The organism is Pedobacter sp. HDW13, from assembly GCF_011303555.1.
Classification (GTDB): Bacteria; Bacteroidota; Bacteroidia; order Sphingobacteriales; family Sphingobacteriaceae; genus Pedobacter.
The window spans coordinates 2,702,737-2,720,466 of sequence record NZ_CP049868.1; the positions used below are offsets into that span (position 1 = coordinate 2,702,737).

The following is a 17,730-nucleotide window of genomic DNA, read 5'->3' on the forward strand; positions in this document are numbered from 1 at the left end:
TAAAGCGTTTTCAGGAGGGGCTGAGAGCGCTTTTTTTCTGAGCTTTTAAAAGCGGTATAAACAATAAAAGCGATCAGAAATGATCGCTTTTTGTAGCCCGTAGGGGAATCGAACCCCTGTTTCCAGAATGAAAATCTGGCGTCCTCACCCCTAGACGAACGGGCCATTAAATTAAGAGTGTCTTTCAACTCTTTGGTAGCGGGGACACGACTCGAACGTGCGACCTTCGGGTTATGAGCCCGACGAGCTACCAACTGCTCCACCCCGCACTCTATATAATTCGTTTTTTCTTTTGAATTAAATCCTTAACCCTGTTTCCGAATTGGAATGCAAAGATATAATTCGTTTCTTTGTACTGCAAATTTTTTTTAAAAAATATTTCAATGGCGCATAAAGCAGGTTTTGTTAGTATAATAGGTAAACCCAATGTAGGTAAATCAACCTTAATGAATGTGCTTGTAGGCGAACGACTTAGTATTATTACACCTAAGGCTCAAACTACAAGGCACCGTATTTTAGGAATTGTAAATGAAGAAGAATATCAGATCGTTTTTTCTGATACCCCCGGTATAATTAAGCCAAAATACAGTTTGCAGGAAAGTATGATGAGCTTCGTTAACGGATCTTTAACAGATGCGGATGTACTTTTATTTGTAACCGATATTAATGAAGTGCATGATGAAGATGATGTGCTGGAGAAAATCCTGAACAAGGATATTCCAACAATTGTGTTGATTAATAAGATAGATCAGGCTACGCAGGAGCAGGTGGACGAGAAAATTGCTTACTGGAACGAGAAATTAAAGCCAGTTGCCATTTATGCCATTTCTGCGCTGCATAAACACAATGTGGATGGTTTGCTGGATCGCGTTTTGGAAATGCTGCCTGAACACCCACCTTATTACGATAAAGAAGATTTAACCGATCGCTCTGAGCGTTTTTTTGTTTCTGAAATCGTGCGCGAAAAAATCTTTTTAAACTATCAGAAAGAAATTCCTTACAGTACCGAGGTAATTGTAAAAAGCTTTAAAGAAGAGCCGCTTAAAAATGGCAAAGGTGAGATGATTAGAATAAGTGCTGAAATTGTGGTAGAACGCGATTCGCAAAAGAATATTTTGATTGGTACTGGTGGCAGCATGTTGAAGAAAGTTGGTACTGAAGCGCGGATTGAAATTGAGAAGTTTTTAGATGCCAAGGTTTTTCTTGAGTTGTTTGTTAAGGTTATTCCCGATTGGAGAAGTAAAAAGAACTATCTAAAAAGTTTCGGATACGATAATTAATTTCGATTTTTAAGGATGAAGAAAAGCATAACGATCTTGTTGTTGTTCGTAAGCGCGGTTGTTGCCGCCCAAGAATCGAACAATGGTAAAAAGCTTTGGGCCAAATCAATCCTGAACGAAAAAGCGCCAGAGCTGGTTGTCGAAAAATGGATTTCGAAACAGCCCGATACCAAAGGTAAATTTGTGTTAATTGACTTTTGGGCAACCTGGTGTGGTCCGTGCAGGGCATACATTCCTTCGTTAAACGATATTCAGAAAAAGTACGCCGATAAAGTAGTTATTATAGGCGTTTCTGATGAATCTGCCGAAAAAGTAGAAGCTTTTAATAATCCTAAAATTAATTACTTCGAAGCAATCGATACCAAAGCTGCTGTGAAAAATCAGCTGGAGGTTAAAGGTATTCCGCATGCCATTTTAATCGATCCGAAGGGTATTGTGCGTTGGGAAGGTTTTCCATTATTAAAGGATAATGAACTCACCGAGGAAGTGCTTAAAGGACTTTTAGAGAAGTATAAAAATTAATATTAACTGAGGTTACGAAAATTAACCGTACCTTTGCAGCCCGAAATAAATCGGTTAGTAGTTGATAGTCAATGGCTGATAGCCAAATAGTTTAAGCAGCTTGCCTAAACACCACGACCATTAACTATAAGCCATTAACTATCAAAAGAACACCCATGAGTAATATTATAGCCATCGTAGGCAGGCCAAACGTAGGCAAGAGCACCCTTTTTAACCGATTAACCGAAAGCCGTAAAGCCATTGTAGATGATATGAGCGGTGTAACCCGCGACAGACATTACGGAGTGGGAGAGTGGACCGATAAGCAATTTACCGTAATTGATACTGGTGGTTATGTAGCCAATTCAGAAGATGTTTACGAAGCTGCAATTCGCGAGCAGGTATTAATCGCCATTGAAGAGGCCAGTGTGTTAATTTTCATGGTAGATGTAACTACCGGTATTACTGATTTAGACGATGATATTGCACAGGTTTTACGCAGAAGCGATAAGCCTGTTTTTGTTGCGGCAAATAAAGTAGATAACACTGCACTTTATAACGAAATACACACTTTTTATGGTTTTGGTTTAGGCGAGGTTTACCCTTTATCGTCGATGACGGGCTCAGGAACGGGAGAATTGCTGGATGAAATTGTCAAAAAATTTGATGATATCCCTGAGGAAGAAAACCAGTTGCCGAAAATTACCATTGCTGGTCGCCCGAATGTGGGTAAATCTTCTTTGGTAAATGCTTTAATCGGTAAAGAAAGAAATATTGTTACTGCTAATGCAGGTACTACCCGCGATTCGATTAAAATTCACTACAACCAGTTTGGGCATGAGTTTATGTTAATTGATACTGCCGGACTGCGTAAAAAAACAAAGGTTAAAGAAAACCTTGAATTTTATTCGGTAATGCGTACCATCAAAGCTTTAGAAGAAGCTGATGTGGTAGTATTGATGATTGATGCACAGGAAGGAATTGAGAGCCAGGATATCAATATCTTCCATTTGGCTGAGAAGAACAAAAAAGGTATCGTAATTTTGGTAAACAAATGGGATTTGATTGAAAAGAATACCCAAACGATGAAAGCTTTCGAAGATCAGATTAAAGAACGCATTCGTCCGTTTACTGATGTGCCGATCATTTTTACTTCGGTATTAAATAAGCAACGTATTTTCAAGGCTATTGAAGCTGCTTTGGATGTTTATAAGAATCGTGGAAAGAAAATTCCTACTTCGAAGTTAAACGATGTAATGTTGCCATTGATTGAGAGTTTCCCACCACCGGCATTAAAGGGTAAACACATTAAAATCAAATACATTACGCAGATTAACGGAACATCGCCAATGTTTGCTTTCTTCTGTAATTTACCACAATACATCAAAGATCCGTATAAACGTTTTATCGAGAATAAACTGAGAGAGAATTTTGATTTCGCGGGTTCGCCGATCCAGATTTTCTTCAGACAGAAATAATTTAAGGCTTAAAGGTGTAAGGTTTAGGGCTGGAACATCAAAGTCAGCATATTTTGAAACAGGGCTGCATTCCATAGTGAAAGCAGCCCTGTTCTATTTTTTACAGTGGTGCTTAATAATGAGCATCTGTTTTTAACCTTATAAGTCATATCAGAACATTTAAGCTTACATGACCTTACATCTCTTAAGTGTTTAAAGGTTTGAGGTGTTTTAAATCTGTGTTCATCATTTTTATCTGTGGTAAAAAATTAACTTTGCTTTATGCAAATCCAAGTATTAAATAGCCAGCCCACTGATATCGACATCATTTTCGATTTTTACGATATGGCTATTGCACACCAAAAGAAGGTTTTTAACAAGCACTGGCAAGGTTTCAATCGCGAACTGGTGCAAACCGAGATTGCTGAAAACCGCCAGTATAAAATTCTGGTAGGCGGCGAAATAGCCTGTGTTTTTGCCGTAACCTTTAACGATAAACTGATTTGGGGTGAGCGCGATCATGATGCCATTTATATTCACCGGATTGTAACCCATCCAAATTTTAGAGGCTATGCTTTTGTAAAGGAAATTATTAAGTGGGCTACGCAATACAGTTTAGATAATGGCCTAAAATATATCAGAATGGATACCTGGGCTGATAACGAAAAGCTTTTGGAGTATTACACGGGCTGTGGTTTCGAATATGTTGGTGTGGTAACCATGCAAAAAACAGATGGCTTGCCCAAACATTACGAAGGAATTAGCTTAAGCTTATTTGAAATTGTAGTGTAAGCCTTACTTCAGCTCAATTTTCCAGCTTAACATATCGTCAACTTCACCGATATGGATAAAACCGTTTTTTTCTAATATAGAGTAAGAAGCCACATTATCTTTGGTGGTTGCGGCGAAAACTGATCGCACTTTTGGTTGTTCTTTAGCCCATTCCAATATCCGGCCAACAGCCTCGGTCATAAAGCCCTTACCTCTAAATTCTTCATAAGTGCCATATCCGATTTCGATTTCTCCGTTTGGATCGGGCTCACCTACAAAACAAATATCACCTACCATGCGGTTGTAGGGTTTCGAAATAATAGTCCAGAGCGTGTGGTAAAGGTAATCTTTGTCTTTATCGAAAACGTTAGGTAAAATGGTTTGCTGTAATGCTTCCTGTAATTCGGGGGCTATGTTTTTCTTAGTTGGCAGCAGGTGAAATTCTTTTTCTAGCGAGTGGTCGTCTTTAATGTATTTTAATAGTTGGTTATGAGTTAGCGGCTTTAAAATGAGGCGTGGTGTTTCTATCATATTTGAGTTGGTTAATTGGGCTCAATATAATGCTTTAGCCATTAAAATCCAGGTTTTTCAGAACAAGCTTATGTTAATAAACTTTTATTACCTGCCCGGTAACAATGCCTAATACGCTTTTTTCAAAAGCCTTTACTACTTTATCCATAGTTACGGGTATTTCGCCCGGAAATGAATCGAAATAGGCCGGCGAATCTTCAACTACATTTGGACTAACGGCATTGAGGCGTACGTCGTTTTCGAGTTCGGGAGCTGCTGCAATTACAAACGAATTTAAACCACCGTTTACTGCGCTTAATGCGGCGCCGGCTGCTACAGGATGATCGGCCAATATGCCCGATGTTAGTGTAAACGAGCCTCCTTTATTAATGTAGTGCTGCCCTATGAGTACCAGGTTAACCTGACCCAATAATTTATCCAGTAAGCCTTTTTTAAAAGTTTCGCCTGTCATTTCTTTAATGGGCGCAAAAGGGCCTTTACCAGTGGTGCTGATTAACGCATCAAAAGGTCCTGTTTTTTCGAACATGGTTTTAATCGATGCTTCGCTGGTAATATCAACCTGCACATCGCCCTTGGTATTGCCTACGCGTATCACTTCATATTTTTGGGCAAAGGCATCGCTAACTTTTTTGCCCAAAGTTCCGGTTGCACCTACAATTATTATTTTCATGCTTTTATGTTTAAAGGTTTTGTAATACTAAGTTAACCTTGCTATTAAACATTAAGGTCATTTAAAAGTTTGTATCCTGTTAATCTTGCAAAATTATTTCAGCCTTTAAATCGGTTATAAATAGATCGATATGTGCTTTGGTTACATTTGGCATACAGATGATATGTGAGTTTCCTTGTTCTGCCGCCAACTGCCATTTTTTGCAGATCGCTGGTAATGGTGCCGGAAAGTTTACAGTGATGGCATTGGTGTTGCGCCACGCCTCAATGCCCATTTCTCTAAGTTTTAATTCAGTGTATGCTGCAGTTTCTAAACTATGCATGGCACGTTCTTTTAAGCCTTCCAGTCCCAGGCGTTTAATGGTGTGCCACAAGAATAGCGGACTGTGCCCATTTCTCGAACCTGTAATGGTGGTATCAACACTGCCAATGTAAGCTACAGAACGTGCAATACGGTCGCGGTTCGATTTTTTTGCAATTACTACACCACATGGCATTGGTGAACCGAAAAATTTATGACCACTAATGGCAATACTATCTGCTCCATCTTCAAAATCGAATGCAGGGCGTGGTTCAATCAGGGCGCTGTAGGTGCCCGAAAGTGCTGCATCGGCATGGATATAATAATGCTGGATGGCCAGTTTTTTTAAAATTGCTTTAATTTTAGCTACATCGTCGCGGGCTTCGGTCATCGTGGTGCCAATGTTGGCCATAATAATAACGGGCATATGACGGTTCATCCGGATGGTGTACTCCAGGTCATCATAATCAATTTCGCCGCTCTCTTGTGTACGGATTACGATATTTGACATATTAAGCAAATGCAGGTTTTTTTGAACACTGTAATGGGTGGCTTCAGAATAATAAACCATACCTTTTGGATGAAGCTCACGGGCAAGGTACAAGCCATATAAATTGCCTTCCGAACCTCCGTTGGTTACATAGCCCCACCAGTTATCTTCGGGCGCACGGAAAAGGCTGGCAAAGAACTGCACTACCTCTTTCTCCAGATCACGCGATCCTACTCCATAAGTAGAAGTAACGAACGGATCGCCGAGGTTGTTCATCGGGTATTTTAAAAACTCAGCCAGTTCCTGGTAATCAAAATCCTTCGAAACCGGATAACCAAGAAATAAATCGGTTTGTCCTTTTACTTTTTCTAGTAAATCACTTAATACTTGTTGATCTTTTGCTGATAAATTGCCTGTTGCCATAATGAATTGGATATATGGGCAAAATTAGGAAAATCAAAATATAGTATCATTATTCTGTTTTAAATAAGAATATTATATTGATTTATTGTTATTTTTAGAAATTGTATTTTATGATCCGTAAGTCAAATGCATCTTAGTGCAAATAAAATACGGCTATTGCATGTTGGCCAATGCCTGTTTAACCGCATTATCGGTTTGGTTTGAGGCTTTGTAGTAGCCCACATCTCCTAAGTAATAGCGGCAAAGTAGTGCTTTAAGGTCGTTTTGAATTACTGTTTTCGCATTGTACAGTTGAAAACGATCGATTGGAACATTTTTACGTTGAATAAAACCAATAAAATCTCTAAAATCATTATCGGTAATGGTAAAGATGTTAATATTCTGTTCTACAAAGTTTGCGCTATATCTGCTCGTTAATACATTAAATACATAATCAGAAAGTACTTTTTTGCTCACCAGGTTACTATAAAATTTATTGTATCCGGTAGTGTCCAGTTTTACGAAAACATCTGGTTGTATACCACCAATTGGCTTAATTTTTTTTACGGGCTGTGTATTTACGCCTTCTGCTTTCTCAATCGAATCCTGAAAAGAAGTGCGGTCGCCGGTTAATTCTCCATCCATCATACGCTCATCCAGTTCGTGTTTGTAAGCATCATAACCTTTTTTGTAAGATTTTTGGATGCTGCGACCTGATGGTGTGTAATAGCGGGCAATGGTAAGATTTAGCGCAGAACCATCACCAAAAGCAAACTGTTCCTGTACCAGGCCTTTGCCAAAAGAGCGACGGCCTACAATTATGCCCCTACCTAAGTCCTGAATCGCACCAGCTACAATTTCACTTGCGGAGGCCGTATTTTCGTTAATCAGCACCGCCAGCTTACCATTTTGAAAGGCACCGGTTCCGGTCGAAAAATAATCGGTACGTGGCTCATGCTTGCCCTGGGTATAAACAATAAGCTTATTTTCGGGCAAAAACTGATCGGCCAGGCCAGTAGCTGCAGTAAAATAGCCACCGCCGTTATCACGCAGGTCGAGGATCAGCTTTTTCATGCCTTTCGCTTTCAGGCTGTTGGCCGCTGAAGCAAAATCGTTATCGGTATTGGCACCAAACTTACTGATGCGTACGTAGCCTGTTTCGCTGTTAATCATATACGCCGCATCAATACTGCTAATATTTACCTTGCCACGGGTAACCATAATGCGGTTGCTTTGTGTTAAGCCCGGATGTAATAAAACCACGCTTACCCCAGTTCCTGCACGCCCTTTAAAGCGGCCAGTTAGCTGGTCTTTGGGTAAATTTCTTCCGCTAACTACAGCAGTATCAATGCTCAGGATTTTATCGCCCAATTTTATGCCCGCCTGGGATGCTGGTCCGTCTTTAACAACGCCCGTAACCATCATAGTGTCGTTAAGCATGTAATACTCTATGCCAACCCCCTCAAAGTTTCCCTCCAGGTTATCGCTCATATCCTGTGCATCGGTTGGCGGCAGGTAAACACTATGCGGATCTAACTGATGTAAAACACTATCAATAGGTAAATTTTGAAGCGAATCGGTATTGATATCATCAACGTAGTTGCCGTTAATGATGTGAAGAATTTCGTTTAATTTCTCGTCGCTGTTGCTGGCTAGCTGTGGACTTTTTTTAACGCCAAAGCCTTGATCTTTGATAAATTTTATGCCCAAAAACATACCTGCTATTAAGATTACAGAATAGCTTATAGCGATCAGTATATTATTACGGGTATTTTTTTTCATCAGCGTTACTGCAAATTTATGAAAATTAGCGGGTTGATATATTTTTTAACTGTATTTTCTTGTCTTTTGTTTATAATTTTTAACATAAATTAACCATAACAAAGGCTGAATTGAATTTTATGAGATATATTTTTGAATTTTTAAAGGTGTATTTAGAAAGAATTTACCGAATTTTATCAAAATTAAATTTATGAACAGAGTTACCGAGCAAGAATCTAACTACAGCCACATCGATAAGATGTCGGTGTTGGAAGTCTTGCAGGGCATTAATAACGAAGATAAGACTGTAGCTTTTGCTGTAGAAAAATCTTTGCCTCAGATCGAAAAATTAACTTCGGCAGTTGCCGAAAGAATGAAAAAAGGTGGTCGTCTTTTTTATATCGGAGCGGGTACCAGTGGGCGTTTAGGTGTGGTAGATGCATCAGAATGTCCGCCTACCTATGGTGTGCCTTTTGATTGGGTTGTAGGCATTATTGCCGGTGGAGATACCGCTATCAGAAGGGCTGTAGAATTTGCAGAGGATGATGCTGAACAAGCCTGGGAAGATTTGCAGGAGTTTAATATTAACGAAAAAGACTGTCTGGTTGGCCTGGCTGCATCAGGGACTACTCCTTATGTTATTGGGGGCTTAAATACGGCACGTAAACATGGCGTTTTAACGGGTTGCATTGTTTGCAATACCGGCGGACCAATTGCTGCAGAATCTGACTTCCCTGTTGAAGTGGTGGTTGGCCCTGAGTTTATTACCGGTTCTACAAGAATGAAATCGGGAACGGCACAAAAACTGGTTTTAAATATGCTTAGTACTACGGTTATGGTACAGTTAGGACGTGTGGTTGGTAATAAGATGGTTGATATGCAATTAACCAATCATAAGTTGGTAGATCGTGGGACACAAATGGTTGCTGATGAGCTGCACATTGGCTACGAAGAAGCTGCTGAGTTGCTGAACCGCTACGGAAGTGTACGTAAAGCTGTAGAAGCCGGACAACATTAACAAATGATTGAAGGATGGAATGACAGAATTGGAGATGGGCTTAAACATTCACTCATTCAAAATTCGTTCATTCAAAATTAAATTAATGACTGAAGGGTAGAATGATTGAATTGGAGATGGGCTAAGAACATTTACTTATTCAAAATTCACGCATTCAATAATTAAAAACTATGCACGAGATTGAGCCTTATTACCAGTGGCGAGACGATTATATTTCGGCTGAAGATGAACGTTCACCGTTTTATAATACCGAATATTCTGAGCTTTACTTCGATAAGCAGATTTATAACTTTTTACTTCACCCACAATGGGATGAATTTGGATCGAGCACACTGTACATGAAGGTGCTGTATGCCGATTACGATCGCGGTTATGCCATAATAGAGTTTATCGGTGAGTGGAACGATGCCATCAACAACGATATTATGTTGCTCAAACGCGATGTGGTAGAGTTGATGATGGATGAAGGCATTAATAAATTTATCCTCATCGGAGAAAATGTGCTCAATTTCCATGCTTCTGATGATAGCTATTACGAAGAGTGGTTTCAGGAGGTGGAAGATGGCTGGATTGTTGGTGTGAATTTTCAGGAACATGTAATTGCCGAGTTTCGCGATAACAACATCGATTATTACATTAACTTTGGCGGCGATTTCGATAATCTGCCTTGGCGTACATTAAAGCCACTGCAGTTCTTTAAAAAAGTTGAAGAATTGCTGACAAAAAGATTGAACTAAATGTTTATTTTTATATAATTTAACACGCAAAAAATTAAAATGGAACAACAAAATTATCAATATCAGGACAACAGTGTTTTTGTACAGGAAAAATCTGTGTCTAAAAAATTCTTCGCTAACGTTTTCTTATGGATGTTCGTTGCATTGAGTTTATCTACAGTAGCTGCTTATCTTTTCGGTACCAACGAGCAGTTAATGCAGTATCTTTTAAATATTAACCCTGCAACAGGCAAAGTTAGTATGTCTATATTTGGTTATATAGCCATGTTCGCTCCGCTAGGCCTGGTTTTATTAATGGGCTTTGGTTTAAGCCGGTTATCATTACCTGCTTTAATAGGCGTATTTGTGCTTTACTCTGTATTAACCGGAATTAGCTTAAGCTTTATCTTGTTAACATATACTTCAGGTTCGGTAGTAAGCTGTTTTGCAGGTGCAGCCGGAATATTTGGAATTATGGCATTTATGGGTTATACAACCAATATCGATCTAAGCAAATTTGGTCCGATTCTGATGGTTGGGGTAATTGGTTTAGTAATTGCCAGTGTAATTAATATGTTTATTCAGAGCGAACAGTTCAGCTTGTTTATGGCTTTTATTGGCATTGCAATATTTACTGCATTAACAGCTTATGATGTGCAAAAGATTAAAAGAATTGGCGAAGGTATTGAGGCCAGCGGAGAACAGGTTCTTCAGATTGAATCTAAGAAAATGGCGATTGTAGCTGCGTTATCTTTATACCTGGATTTCTTAAACATCTTCCTGTTCTTACTACGCATTTTCGGAAGCAGAAAATAAACGGTTTAAACAGAACAATATTCTTAAGGCTGTGCAGTTTTGCATGGCCTTTGTAATTTTATTTGGCCACAAGGCGATAATTTTTGGAAATGATGCCGCTTTGTTGCATTTTTGTATGCTTATTAAGAAAGACGGAGGGATTAGACCCAACGAAGTCTTAGCAACCTGTGCCACACAAGGTGCTAAATTCTATTCTGCAAATAGCGGAAACAGATAAGTTTAGGATTACGATTCACGTACCAACTTTTTAGATAAGCCATTAATTTAGGAAACAAGTATGAAGTATTAAGACAATTTTGCCTTTACTTTTTGCTGCCACCTAATAAAAAGTGAGTTATCAATATTTCAACGCTTGATACTTGCTACTTGCTACAACAACAACAATGAGCATTAGAGAAGAATTAGAAAAACGTATTTTGGTGATTGATGGTGCAATGGGTACCATGATTCAGCGATATACCCTAACCGAAGAGGATTTTAGAGGGGAACGCTTTAAAGATCATCCCTGTGATGTAAAAGGCAATAACGATTTGCTTAACATTACACGCCCCGATATTATCAAAACCATACACCTCGAGTACATGGCTGCTGGTGCCGATATTATCGAAACCAATACCTTTAGTACACAGCGAATTTCGATGGCCGATTACCAAATGGAAGACCTTTCTTACGAAATGAGTTTTGAAGGAGCAAGGGTAGCCAAAGAAGCGGCCGACGAGTTTATGGCGGCTAATCCCGATCGCAAGTGTTTTGTTGCAGGTGCCATTGGCCCAACCAACCGTACCCTTTCTATGTCGCCGAATGTTAACGATCCTGGTTTTAGGGCGGTTTATTTTGATGAATTAGAAGCAGCTTATTACGAGCAGGTTCGTGGGTTGGTAGATGGTGGCTCGGATGTGTTGTTGATCGAAACCATTTTTGATACCCTAAATGCAAAAGTGGCTATTGTGGCCATTAAAAAATACGAAGAAGTAATTGGTCGTAAGCTCGAGATTATGATCTCGGGGACCATTACCGATGCTTCAGGAAGAACATTGTCGGGCCAAACGGCGGAGGCTTTCTTAAACTCGGTAATGCATGCCAAACCATTAAGTATCGGTTTTAACTGTGCATTGGGAGCTAAAGAAATGCGTCCGCATATCGAAGAGCTTGCCGCAAAAGCAGGTTGTTATGTTTCGGCTTATCCAAATGCAGGTTTACCCAACGAGTTTGGAGCTTATGATGAACAACCACACGAAACCGCTCACCTGGTTGATGATTTTATTGCATCAGGCTTTGTGAATATTGTTGGTGGTTGTTGCGGTACCACACCTGATCACATTGGTTGCATTGCTAAAAATGCCCGGAAAGCTGAGCCTAGAAAATTACCTGTGCTCGAACCTCATATGCGTTTAAGCGGACTTGAACCTGTAACCATTACCCCAGAAAGTATTTTTGTAAATATAGGCGAAAGAACTAATATTACCGGATCGCCAAAATTCTCGAAACTGATTTTAGGTGGCGATTATGAAGCTGCTTTAGCAGTTGCATTACAGCAGGTAGAAGGTGGCGCGCAGGTTATTGACGTGAATATGGATGAGGGGATGCTTGATTCGGAAGCAGCCATGACCAAATTCCTGAACCTGATTGCTTCTGAACCTGATATTGCCAAACTACCCATTATGGTCGATTCATCAAAATGGTCCGTGATTGAGAATGGCTTAAAATGCCTGCAAGGCAAGGGGATTGTGAACTCTATTTCCTTGAAAGAAGGCGAAGATAAATTCCGCGAAAGTGCCCGTAAAATTATGCAGTATGGTGCTGCGGTTGTGGTAATGGCTTTTGATGAGCAAGGACAGGCCGATAATTACGAACGCAGAAAAGAAATTTGTAAAAGAAGTTACGATATTCTTGTAAACGAAATCGGTTTCCCGGCAGAAGATATTATTTTCGACCCGAATATTTTAACCGTGGCCACCGGCCTGGAGGAACACAACAATTACGCAGTCGATTTTATTAACGCCACCCGCTGGATCAAAGAAAATCTGCCTCATGCCAAGGTAAGCGGTGGGGTTTCGAATATTTCGTTCTCTTTCAGGGGTAACAATGTGGTTCGCGAAGCCATGCACTCTGCATTTCTTTATCACGCCATTCAGGCAGGTTTAGATATGGGGATCGTAAACGCCGGTATGTTGGAGGTTTATCAGGAAATTCCACCCGAATTATTGGAAAGGGTAGAAGATGTATTGTTAAACCGTAGGGAAGATGCCACTGAGCGTCTGGTAGAATATGCCGATACCGTAAAATCGAAAGGGAAAGAGATTGTTAAAGATGAGGAGTGGAGAAAAGGATCGGTTGAAGAAAGGTTATCACATTCATTGGTAAAAGGTATTGTAGAATATCTGGATGACGATGTAGAGGAGGCCCGCCAGAAATATGCCCGCCCGATTCAGGTAATTGAGGGGCCATTGATGGATGGGATGAATATTGTGGGAGATTTATTTGGTGCAGGTAAAATGTTCCTGCCTCAGGTAGTAAAATCGGCTAGGGTAATGAAAAAAGCCGTTGCATACCTCTTGCCTTTTATTGAGCAGGAAAAACTCGATAATCCCGATCAGGATCAGAATTCATCGGCAGGTAAGGTTTTAATGGCCACGGTAAAAGGCGATGTGCACGATATCGGAAAAAACATTGTGGGTGTGGTGCTGGCTTGTAACAACTTCGAAATTATAGATATGGGTGTGATGGTTCCTGCACAGGATATCATCAAAAAAGCCAAAGAAATAAATGCCGATATTATTGGTTTAAGTGGCTTAATCACCCCTTCCTTGGATGAAATGGTTCACTTTGCCAAAGAAATGGAGCGCGAAGGTTTTACTATACCTTTAATTATTGGTGGTGCAACTACCTCACGTATTCATGCTGCTGTAAAGGTGGCACCAAATTATTCGGGTCCGGCCATTCACGTATTGGATGCATCCAGAAGTGTTACGGTTTGCAGCACTTTGATGAATCCCGATACCAAGGATGAATATGTAGCCGGTATTAAAGCCGAATACGATAAAGCGCGTGAAGCACATTTAAACAAACGTTCGGATAAGCGCTTTAAAACACTGGAAGAAGCCCGAGAAAATAAATTTAAGATAGATTTCCAATCCAACCTACCTGTTCCTGAATTTATTGGAACGAAGGTTTTTGATAATTACCCATTAGAAGAACTGGTGCCTTATATCGACTGGACCCCGTTTTTCCATACCTGGGAACTTCGTGGCAGTTATCCCAAAATTTTTGACGATAAAAACGTTGGCGACGAAGCCAAAAAGCTTTTTGATGATGCACAAACTTTGTTAAAAAGAATCCTTGACGAGAAATTGCTAACGGCAAGAGGCGTAATCGGTTTCTGGCCAGCAAATGCAGATGGAGACGATATTCAGTTAACAGTTGGCAGTAATCAGCTGGTAAATAACTCCGAACTGAAAACTGAAAACTCCCAACTGGTAACCATACATACCCTCCGTCAGCAGGCCGAGAAAGTAGACGGACAACCTTATTATGCCTTGTCTGATTTTATTGCACCGAAAGAAAGCGGTATTCAGGATTATTTTGGTGGCTTCGCCGTAACAACGGGTATTGGTATTGATGAATTAGTAAACGAATTTGAAGCTAACCACGACGATTACAATAGCATTATGGCTAAAGCACTGGCCGATCGTTTAGCTGAAGCTTTTGCTGAGCGCATGCACGAGCGTGTACGTAAAGAGTACTGGGGTTATGCCAAAGATGAAAATCTAAGCAATCAGGAACTGATTAAAGAAGAATATGCAGGTATACGTCCGGCACCGGGTTATCCGGCTTGCCCAGAGCATACCGAAAAAGGAACTTTATTTACTTTGCTCGATGCGGAAAATAAAATCGGATTACGCTTAACCGAAAGCTATGCCATGTATCCAACGGCAGCCGTAAGCGGTTTTTATTTCGCACACCCCGATTCGAGATATTTTGGTTTAGGTAAAATTACCAAAGATCAGATTGAAGATTATGCCATCAGAAAACATATGCCTGTTGAAGAAGTGGAACGGTGGTTAAGTCCAAATTTAGCTTATTAACATTGTTGCTTTGTCATCCTGATCCGATAACTATCGGATGTAACCAAGGATCTCTTAGCAAGAACATATATTTGATTTTGCAGTTATAAAAGAATAATAACTGCTCCCATGTTAGAGATGCTTCGTTAGCGCTCAGCATAACAACAAAAAACTGGTTATGAAGATTACAGACCATATAAAAAACGCAAAGGGTAAAACCTTGTTCTCTTTCGAATTATTGCCACCAATGAAGGGGCAGAGCATCCAGTGGGTTTACGATGCCATCGATCCTTTGCTGGAATTTAACCCGCCCTTTATCGATGTAACTTCCTTACGTGAGGATTACATTTATAAAGAACAGGAAAACGGTTTATTGCAAAAGGTTTCGTACCGCAAACGCCCTGGTACCATTGCCATTTGTGCGGCTATTATTCATAAATACAAGATTGATGCTGTGCCACACTTAATTTGTGGTGGTTTTACTAAAGAAGAAACTGAAAATGCACTGATTGATTTGCAGTTTTTGGGGATTGATAATGTGCTGGCGCTACGTGGCGATGCCCGCCAGGCCGAAGCCTCCTTTATTCCAACCAAAGGCGGTCACCATTATGCTACCGATCTGATTCAGCATATTAAAGACCATAATAATGGTAAGTTTTTGCACGAAGATATCGATACCTACAAAAGTGATTTCTGTATTGGTGTAGCAGGCTATCCGGAGAAACATTTCGAAGCACCTAATTTAAATGCAGACTTTAAATATCTGAAAAAGAAAGTTGATATGGGCGCTGAGTTTATTGTTACCCAGATGTTTTTTGATAATCAGAAGTATTTCGATTTTGTTAAAAAATGCAGGGAAAATGATATCAATGTGCCGATTATTCCGGGTTTAAAACCAATCAGTACCTTAAAACAGTTAACGGTTTTACCTAAAATTTTCCACCTCGATTTGCCAAACGAATTAACCGAAGCCTTATCGTATGCTAAGAACAATGCCGAGGCTAAAGAAATTGGTACCGAGGCCATGATTAAGCAGTGTAAAGAATTGATGGATTTCGGCGCACCTGTACTGCATTTTTATACCATGGGCAGACCAGAGCAAACCAAAGAAATTGCCAGGGCGATTTTTTAACAGACTTTAAAACATCTGTTAGGTTTTAAAAACTGACAGGTTTGAATGTTTCCCAAACGACTTAAACTGTATTTGACCATGAATCATTTAAATAAAGACAAGCAAAACCTCGATAGCATCTTAACAGAAGTAAAACAACAAGGGATGGCTTATTTAAATCAAATTCATGGACGTACTACGGCCAGTAATGCTGTTGTAGAACTGATAAATAGTTTAAATGAGGAAGGCCTTGGTACTGTGGGTGCTTTAAAGCAATTTAACGAGCGGTTCGAACCTATTATCGTGGCATCATCAGGTCCGCGTTATTGGGGTTTTGTAACTGGAGGCACAACGCCTGCTGCTATTGCCGGCGATTGGCTGGCTACCGTTTACGATCAAAATACCCAGTCGGCAAAAGGCAATGGCGATGTTTCTGCTGTGATCGAGCTCGAAACCATTCAACTTTTATTGTCTCTTTTTAATTTACCACCTCAGTTTTTTGGAGGTTTTGTTACCGGTGCAACCTTATCTAATTTTACCTGTTTAGCAGTTGCACGACAATGGATAGGTAAACAACAGGATAAAGATTTTGCACGGGAAGGGATTACGGGTAAGGTAAATGTTTTATCGGCTACTCCGCATTCATCGGCTGTTAAATCGCTGGCCATGCTGGGTTTGGGGAGTAACAATATTACGGCCGTTAAGGTAATGCAAGGTAACCGCGAAGCTTTGGATGTTGCCGATTTAGAACTGAAAATACAGGCTTTAAATGACGAGCCTTTTATCTTAATCTCAAGTGCCGGCACGGTAAATACAGTCGATTTTGATGATTTTGAAGCCATTAGTCAATTAAAGCAAAAATATAATTTCTGGTGGCATATCGATGCGGCTTTTGGTGGTTTTGCAGCTTGTTCGCCCCAATACAGCCATTTGGTAAAAGGCTGGGAAAATGCAGATAGCATTACGGTCGATTGCCACAAATGGTTAAATGTGCCATACGAAAGTGCTGTTTTTCTGGTTAAGGAAGCCCACCAGTTGTTGCAGGTCAAATCGTTTCAGAATTCAAATGCCGCTTACCTGGGCAATCCGATGGAGAATTTTAGTTATTTAAATTTTCTACCCGAAAACTCTCGCAGGTTAAAAGCTTTGCCAGCCTGGTTTACCTTAACAAGTTATGGAAAACAGGGCTATCAGGAAATTGTAGAAAGTAATGTGGAAATGGCCTTGTCATTTGCGGATTTTATTAACGAAAATCCGGCTTTCGAATTGCTGGCCCCTGTACGCTTAAATACGGTCTGCTTTACTTTAACCGATGAAAAGCGTGTTCCGGAGTTTCTAAATAAATTGAATGCAAGCGGAAAAGTGTTCATGACTCCAACTTTCTACAACAATAAAAAAGGAATCCGTGCAGCCTTTGTTAACTGGCGAACAACAACAACAGATGTTGAACTGGCCACTTTAGCCATGTGCGAAATTCTTACAGAACTTTAACCATAAATTTATTGTTTTAAAAGCATAGCACTTATATTTGCAACCATGAAGTTTTATGCTTTTAAATACGTACTGATTACCTGCATTGCGCTAACTTTTTTTATAAAAGTAAGTCATGTGGTTTCGTATTTAAGCTATTCTACCGATAACATTGAGGCTGTATCAACGCATGATGATGCAACCGAAAAAGAAGAAAAAAAGGTAGAAACCGAATATGCAATTGAACAAGTTGCCTTTCATGGCCAAACTTATTTCCCGGTGCTAACGGCTAAAAAGCTAATTATTTCCAATCATTCTTTTTCCCTGGCATACTTCCCTGAGGTTTTAACGCCACCCCCTTCCGTTTAACTG

15 protein-coding genes, 2 tRNA genes and 1 riboswitch are annotated in these 17,730 nt (G+C 40.0%); of the genes, 11 read left to right on the forward strand and 6 right to left on the reverse strand.

Annotation, left to right across the window (positions count from 1 at the left end; genetic code table 11):
* Positions 1-93: 93 nt before the first annotated feature.
* Positions 94-165 (reverse strand) — tRNA-Glu (locus tag G7074_RS11485).
* Between the two features lie 28 nt (positions 166-193).
* A tRNA-Met gene (locus G7074_RS11490) sits at positions 194-269 on the reverse strand.
* 114 nt (positions 270-383) lie between these two features.
* Here G7074_RS11490 and era point away from each other — a divergent pair.
* From era to G7074_RS11510, 4 genes are all read left to right on the forward strand, one after another.
* Complete coding sequence (era, locus tag G7074_RS11495) at positions 384-1,280, forward strand: GTPase Era (protein ID WP_124558057.1); 897 nt, start codon at positions 384-386, stop codon at positions 1,278-1,280.
* Positions 1,281-1,295: 15 nt separating this feature from the next.
* Entirely contained in the window at positions 1,296-1,802 is a 507-nt protein-coding gene (locus tag G7074_RS11500) for a TlpA disulfide reductase family protein (RefSeq protein ID WP_166208472.1), read from the forward strand.
* A 155-nt stretch (positions 1,803-1,957) separates the two neighbouring features.
* Positions 1,958-3,259, forward strand: coding sequence for a ribosome biogenesis GTPase Der (gene der, locus G7074_RS11505; RefSeq protein WP_124558055.1), 1,302 nt, complete (start codon positions 1,958-1,960; stop codon positions 3,257-3,259).
* Between the two features lie 261 nt (positions 3,260-3,520).
* The gene (locus G7074_RS11510; RefSeq protein ID WP_166208475.1) at positions 3,521-4,030 is read left to right on the forward strand and encodes an N-acetyltransferase; all 510 of its coding nucleotides are present in this window, start codon (positions 3,521-3,523) and stop codon (positions 4,028-4,030) included.
* A gap of 3 nt (positions 4,031-4,033) precedes the next feature.
* On the opposite strand, the gene G7074_RS11515 is transcribed toward G7074_RS11510, so the two are convergent.
* From G7074_RS11515 to G7074_RS11530, 4 genes are all read right to left on the reverse strand, one after another.
* Entirely contained in the window at positions 4,034-4,540 is a 507-nt protein-coding gene (locus G7074_RS11515; RefSeq protein WP_166208479.1) for a GNAT family N-acetyltransferase, read from the reverse strand.
* 73 nt (positions 4,541-4,613) lie between these two features.
* Entirely contained in the window at positions 4,614-5,210 is a 597-nt protein-coding gene (locus tag G7074_RS11520) for a short chain dehydrogenase (protein ID WP_166208482.1), read from the reverse strand.
* Between the two features lie 79 nt (positions 5,211-5,289).
* On the reverse strand, positions 5,290-6,423 hold the full coding sequence (locus tag G7074_RS11525; RefSeq protein WP_166208485.1) for a histidine decarboxylase: 1,134 nt from the start codon (positions 6,421-6,423) through the stop codon (positions 5,290-5,292).
* 153 nt (positions 6,424-6,576) lie between these two features.
* Positions 6,577-8,184 carry a S41 family peptidase gene (locus tag G7074_RS11530; protein ID WP_166208488.1) on the reverse strand — a complete coding sequence of 536 codons (1,608 nt, stop codon included), beginning with the start codon at positions 8,182-8,184 and terminating at the stop codon, positions 6,577-6,579.
* Between the two features lie 190 nt (positions 8,185-8,374).
* Here G7074_RS11530 and murQ point away from each other — a divergent pair, with 190 nt between their 5' ends.
* The 7 genes from murQ to G7074_RS11565 all read left to right on the forward strand — a co-directional run bounded on the left by murQ (position 8,375) and on the right by G7074_RS11565 (position 17,727).
* The gene (gene murQ / locus G7074_RS11535) at positions 8,375-9,181 is read left to right on the forward strand and encodes an N-acetylmuramic acid 6-phosphate etherase (protein ID WP_124558049.1); all 807 of its coding nucleotides are present in this window, start codon (positions 8,375-8,377) and stop codon (positions 9,179-9,181) included.
* A gap of 170 nt (positions 9,182-9,351) precedes the next feature.
* Complete coding sequence (locus G7074_RS11540) at positions 9,352-9,918, forward strand: hypothetical protein (RefSeq protein ID WP_124558048.1); 567 nt, start codon at positions 9,352-9,354, stop codon at positions 9,916-9,918.
* A 39-nt stretch (positions 9,919-9,957) separates the two neighbouring features.
* Positions 9,958-10,713, forward strand: coding sequence for a Bax inhibitor-1/YccA family protein (locus G7074_RS11545; protein WP_166208491.1), 756 nt, complete (start codon positions 9,958-9,960; stop codon positions 10,711-10,713).
* A gap of 116 nt (positions 10,714-10,829) precedes the next feature.
* Positions 10,830-10,933: riboswitch (SAM riboswitch) on the forward strand.
* Positions 10,934-11,096: 163 nt separating this feature from the next.
* Positions 11,097-14,798 carry a methionine synthase gene (gene metH / locus G7074_RS11550; protein WP_124558046.1) on the forward strand — a complete coding sequence of 1,234 codons (3,702 nt, stop codon included), beginning with the start codon at positions 11,097-11,099 and terminating at the stop codon, positions 14,796-14,798.
* A gap of 157 nt (positions 14,799-14,955) precedes the next feature.
* Positions 14,956-15,909, forward strand: a complete 954-nt coding sequence (gene metF, locus G7074_RS11555; protein ID WP_124558045.1) for a methylenetetrahydrofolate reductase [NAD(P)H] — start codon at positions 14,956-14,958, stop codon at positions 15,907-15,909.
* A 78-nt stretch (positions 15,910-15,987) separates the two neighbouring features.
* Positions 15,988-17,379, forward strand: coding sequence for a pyridoxal-dependent decarboxylase (locus tag G7074_RS11560; RefSeq protein WP_166208493.1), 1,392 nt, complete (start codon positions 15,988-15,990; stop codon positions 17,377-17,379).
* 45 nt (positions 17,380-17,424) lie between these two features.
* Positions 17,425-17,727, forward strand: a complete 303-nt coding sequence (locus G7074_RS11565; protein ID WP_166208496.1) for a hypothetical protein — start codon at positions 17,425-17,427, stop codon at positions 17,725-17,727.
* Positions 17,728-17,730 lie beyond the last annotated feature (3 nt).